The sequence below is a fragment of the Protofrankia sp. CiT1 genome, from assembly GCF_917627335.1.
GTDB lineage: Bacteria > Actinomycetota > Actinomycetes > Frankiales > Frankiaceae > Protofrankia.
The window spans coordinates 1-5,134 of sequence record NZ_CAKJTP010000217.1; the positions used below are offsets into that span (position 1 = coordinate 1).

Consider the following 5,134-nt stretch of genomic DNA (forward strand, 5'->3'; position numbering starts at 1 on the left):
TCGTCAACGCGAACGCCCATCGCCGCCAGAAAATCGCTGCCGGTTGCGGAGTCCGCGGAGATGATCTGAACGGTGACGCTTTCCGCATCAACGCCATGCCCGCTGTCGCCATCGGTGATGACGGCATGAAGGGTGGCGGCATCGCTTCCCGCTCCCGCGTCAGCGGTGAGGATGACGGCAGCGAGCGTGGCGGCGTCGGCACCGGTTCCGCCGTCAACGTCGGTACGGGCCGCGGCGTCGTCAGCGTCTATCTGCTGAAGGTCACCGCCGGTGGCGGTGTCCACCCCCGCCAGCGTGGCGGTCACGCTGGCGGACTCCGTCGCAATGCCGCTATCCGCACCTGCTACGAATCCGCCGTACGTGGCGGCGTCTACTCCCGCACCACTGTCAGTGCCGGCAAGCAGCGCGGCCAGAGACACCGCGTCTGCTGCGGTTCCTGTATCGCCGTCAACGAGAATGACGGTGATCGTTTCCGTACTGCTGCCGACACCACTATCACTGTCGGCGATGCCAGCAGCGACGCTCGCGGCATCCACGCCCGTGCCAGTGTCGGCACTGGAAACAGGCGTATCGCCCGCGCCATGCAGGAGGAGCAGCAGAGACACGCCGACCCCCGTCTAGTTCATCGTGATGGTGACCCGGCCCACCTTGATCGCACGAGCTGCGCCGAGGTTCACCAGCCGAACGAAGTACCCAAGTCCCGTAGAAGCCCCCGGCACCCGGGTGGTGTGCGTGGTCAGCAGGACGTCGTTGATGAGGAATCGGACGGCGGTCCGGGCGGCGTTGACCTCCACAACAAGGTGATAGGCGGTGTCGACGGCAATCGCCTGGGTTGTGGCCTGGACCTCGGCTGCGGTCCCGTCGCAGGTGACCGACCGCCAGAACGCGGTGCCATCCAGGCCGGTGTCATAGCGGAACGCCGCGGCGTGCTGCGTTGTCGGATCAGCGGACAGGCTGGACAGATCGGATGATGCGAGGCCGATGTAGTAGCGCACGGAGGTCACCGCAGAGGGGTCTGTTTTGACCCGGGCGTAGAACAGCGGCGCCCACTGCGCCTGGGCGTACCCGGAGAAGTTCGACGAAACCCAGCCCATGGTGCGGTTGGTGGTATCGGAGGTGTAGCCGATCAGCGGACCATCAGCGTCATCCGCATTGGCCACCGTGATTCCGGTACCGGAACTCAGCGTGGGGGTGGCCGCGAATCCTGCCTGGGCGACGGAGGTCTGATTGGGGTTGGTGTAGGCGTACATCATCCGGCGGCGTAGCGGAACGGCCAGCTCGTCGGTGATGCCTGCGCGGGACCGGTAGTGCAGCCGTCCCCCCACCGCGTAGATGATCCCACCCGGGTTGCTCGACAGGCCGTCGACGGTGTGGGTGCCGTCGGGGTTCGTCGTCGGGGTGGTCGTCGCGTCGGCCACGGCCAGGACCCCGACGCCATCGCCCGGGTCGGCCTGATTGACCACCACGGTTCCGTCGGTCCGTAGTCGGGCCTTGATGTTGACGGGGGGGTAGATGGGCATCAGGCGGCCGTCCCCAGCGCGTAGAGCAGAGTCCCGGATGCGGTGGAACCCAGCATGGAGATCGCCCGGGTGGACAGCTGGAGAGGCACCTCGTACCGCTCACCGGGGCCGAGATCGACGTGGTAAACGCTCGACGTCGGTGCGGTGCTGTCATACCGCAGGTACACCGTGGCGGTCGTGGACGCGTTCTTCATGATGACCACGACGCGGCTGTCGTCAGCGGCGATCTGGGATGTCGACGCGGTGGTGTCGATCGTCCATGCTCCGTGAGTGATCGCGGACGCGCGGGCGAGCCGGACCACCTGCTGATGGTCCCCGCCGGTCAGCTGGTAGGTGTCGATCGCCGTCCCAGACCCGGCGGTAATCGCAACACTACTGTCGCCCATTGTTGGCTACCCTCGATCAGGACAGGGTGATCGTGACGGTGAGGACCCACTGGCCGACCGACGTCTTCGAGCCCATGTCGGTCACTTTCCGGTTGAGCATTCGGCCGCCGGAGGAGCCGTTGAAGATGCCCCATTCCTGCCAGGAGTAGTTCGCGTCCGTCGTAGCGAACGTGGATTTGAACGTGATAGTCGCGGCGCCGGATGTGGTGCCGTCGGTGTGCTGCGGATAGGTGGCATCCATCGCCTTGCGGGTCTTGTTGGTGGACGCTTGCAGGTCAGTCTGGGTCGCCGCCGCCGCGGTGGTGGAGTCTCCGACGCCAAGGTAGGCGTTGCCGTTATTGAAGTAGGTCAGCGTCTGAGCCGCTGTCGCCGTGCCATTCCCGATCAGCGACTGGAACAGGCAGGAGATACCGCCGTTGAGGAGGATGTTTCCCTCGCCGGCAACGGTCTCGTACAGGAATGCTGGTGCGATCACATCGCCGTGGTATTTCTCGACGGTCCAGGCCACGGTCCACCGCGCAGCATCGGCATCATGGATCCCGACGCCCACGCGGGTCCCGTCGTGGGCGGTGCCACCGTCTCTGTCTATGCCCATCCGGGCCTCCTCTACGGGTGGTGCGGAGTCAGGGCGCCGCGGTTTCTGGAATGTTGGATGCGCCGGAGGCGGCCCCGTCGACGGCGTTGTTGGTGTAGACCTTGTTGCCGTGGTTCACGGGACTGTTGGCAGCAATCATGAATCCGTAGCCTGTCGCCGGGCTGCAATGGCAGGTGTTCCCGTCGAAAACGTTGTTCTGGCCGGACGTGATAGCTGGCTGCGTGGTGCCGTCCCAGTTCACATAGGGGCCGGTGACGAACTTGCTACTGGGGCTGATGTTGCCGGATGTGATGTAGTGCGTCTGATGGCCATCCGTCATGATGGTGGTACCGGTGTTGCCCTTGATGGTCCACCCGGAGCCCTTGATATCGGTCCAGGAGTCCGCGAAGTTGGCGCCCTGGATGAGGGTCCCGTCAAACGTGTTGCCCTGGACCAGGCCGCCGACGGTGCCTTCTTTGACGTCCACGCATTCGGCGGTGCCCGTCAAGCAGGTGTTGTTCAGGAACTTGTTGCGGTGGCACAGATCCGGGTAGCCGCTCGCCGCCGCGGGCTTGCGCGTGCTGGCTGTCCAGTTTGACTCGGCAGTGCCGCAGTACATGGACTCGCCGTAGTTCGCGTTCTGTTCTCCGGTGTGGGAGATGGTGCAGTTCTGGACGGTCGAGTCCGTGGTCTCATTCCGGAAGTGCACGCCCTCGTTTCCGATGTGCGTCACGGTCAGCCCGTCAATGGTGACGAATTTCGACCGCTCCACCATCACGCCCTTGAGGTGGTATTGCACAGTGAATCCGCTGACGATCAGGTAGCTACAGTTATCGATCCCCACGCCATATCCGGCGGACACGCTGTTGCTCCCGCCACCGTTGTCCACGATGGCGCTGGTGGCGCCAGTGACCGTGATCGGGTTCGCGGCCGTGCCATGCACGCCGCTGATCGCTAGGTTGCCGGCGAACGTCGTGGACGACGCCAGGGTCAGAACATCTCCGGGGAGCGCGGACAGCAGGGCGTTGCCCAGCGTTTCCAGCGTGGAATATGTGCCCGTCTGGGATGCCCCGGCCGAGGATGACCCTGATGCCAGGTAGGCGATCGCGACACCCGCGGAGTTTTTCGCGGTGGACACCGTTGCTTTCGCCTGCACCGATGAGGGGCTCGCGACCAGCCGATACTCGGCGAAGAGTTCCCGGGATGATGATGACGACCCGGCCTGGGTGTATCCCAACGCCGTCATACCCGTGCCGGGGGTAAACGTCAGGGCGGTGTTGTTCCCGGCCATGGACCAGGCGGCCACGAGGAAATCGTTATCGGAGGTGGTGCTGATCGCACCGGTTGACAATGCCGTGGAGTTGTTCGCCACGCCCGTGGTCGATCCGTCCCGTGCGCCTTTGATGCCGGCGACCTGATGGGCCTGGACCCCGATCTGGTTGCGCGCGGACGCGAACGTCAACGTAATCGTCTGACCCGAGGCCAGCGCGGTGACGTTATGCGCGGAGAAAATGTAGGTTGTGACCGCTGACCCGTTGGCGACTTGGCCGTCCAGGTTGTAGGTGTTGCTCGCGCTGTCGGTGCATGTCGCCGATACCGCGCCGTTGGCGTCGGCAATCACAATGATGGACCGGCCCGCCGCGACCGCCGTTGCGGTGGTCAGCACGGCGGTCGTGTTGGACGTGGTCACGATGGCTTCGCCAATGGACCCGCCGTAGGCCGGCACTGCTGCCGCCCCGGTCGGGGTTCCCGGGTCGATCGCAGAGTAGGCGAACGTGACGCCGCTGTAGTTCTTCGCGCTCGACACGGTGGCGGTGGCGGCCACTGAGGATGGGTCCGTTACCACCTGATACTCGGCGTACATATCCCGGGACGACCCGCCCGCAGCGGCCTGGTTCGTGCCGGCATCCGTCCACCCTGAGCCCGGGGTGAACGTCAAGCTCGTGCCATTGGATGCCATCCCGAACACCGTGAACAGGAAGTCCCGGCCCAGCGTGGTCCCGATCGGCCCGGTCGCCAGCGCGGTTGCCGCGTTCCCCGTCCCGGTGGACACGCCGTCTCCGGGATCGGTGTTGACGTCCTTGAGGCCGCCGATTTCGTGTGCTTTCGCGGTGACCAGCGTGCGCGCCGTGGGGAACGTGACGGTGATGGTGCTCCCAGACGCCATCGGGTAGATGTTGATCGTGGACGCGAGATACGTCGTGGTCGCCGTGCCGTTCGATGCGTACGCATCGACTTGGTAAGTGTTACCCGCGGAGTCGGTGACGGTCGGAGTTTCCGCGCCGTTGGCGACGATCCCTAGGATGACCGCGTTGGACAGCGCCGCAGCCCCCGTCGTCGTCACCGTCAGCGTCGTTCCCGACGCCGTCAGCGCGTTCGATCCCAGGGCCTTGACGTAGGCGGGCGGCCCGGACCACGCCGAGGTCGGCGCCGCAGGAGTCACGGCATTGGAGGCGGCGGAGGGCGCGGAGGTCCCGGCCTGGTTGGTCGCGGTGACCGTGACGGTCACGGTCACGCCGTTGGTCAGCCCGGCCAGCGTGATGGGGCTGGACGTCCCGATCGCGGTCTGCCCGGTGGATGCGGTCACCGTGTATTTACTGATCGTCCCGCCGCCGGCTGATCCCGGGGTGAACGAGACGGTGACCTTCCCGTTC

Annotated in this window: 4 protein-coding genes and 1 pseudogene; all 5 read right to left on the bottom strand. The window is 65.5% G+C overall.

The window, feature by feature from the left end; all coding sequences use genetic code 11:
* A pseudogene (locus tag MJ785_RS20200) lies at positions 1 to 605 on the bottom strand (hypothetical protein); the annotation flags it as partial.
* Positions 606 to 617: 12 nt separating this feature from the next.
* Positions 618 to 1,520 (bottom strand): hypothetical protein, encoded by a 903-nt coding sequence (locus tag MJ785_RS20205; protein ID WP_239382317.1) that lies wholly within the window; start codon positions 1,518 to 1,520, stop codon positions 618 to 620.
* The gene (locus MJ785_RS20210; RefSeq protein WP_239382319.1) at positions 1,520 to 1,906 is read right to left on the bottom strand and encodes a hypothetical protein; all 387 of its coding nucleotides are present in this window, start codon (positions 1,904 to 1,906) and stop codon (positions 1,520 to 1,522) included. The genes MJ785_RS20205 and MJ785_RS20210 overlap by 1 nt, the downstream gene beginning before the upstream one ends.
* Positions 1,907 to 1,922: 16 nt before the next feature.
* Positions 1,923 to 2,501, bottom strand: a complete 579-nt coding sequence (locus MJ785_RS20215) for a hypothetical protein (RefSeq protein ID WP_239382321.1) — start codon at positions 2,499 to 2,501, stop codon at positions 1,923 to 1,925.
* Between the two features lie 28 nt (positions 2,502 to 2,529).
* On the bottom strand, positions 2,530 to 5,134 hold a 2,605-nt coding region (locus tag MJ785_RS20220), incomplete at its 5' end, for a hypothetical protein (protein WP_239382323.1).

Coding starts and splice junctions, on each gene's coding strand:
- MJ785_RS20205 (WP_239382317.1), bottom strand. CDS start 1,520: ATGCCCATCTACCCCCCCGTCAACATCAAGGCCCGACTACGGACCGAC.
- MJ785_RS20210 (WP_239382319.1), bottom strand. CDS start 1,906: ATGGGCGACAGTAGTGTTGCGATTACCGCCGGGTCTGGGACGGCGATC.
- MJ785_RS20215 (WP_239382321.1), bottom strand. CDS start 2,501: ATGGGCATAGACAGAGACGGTGGCACCGCCCACGACGGGACCCGCGTG.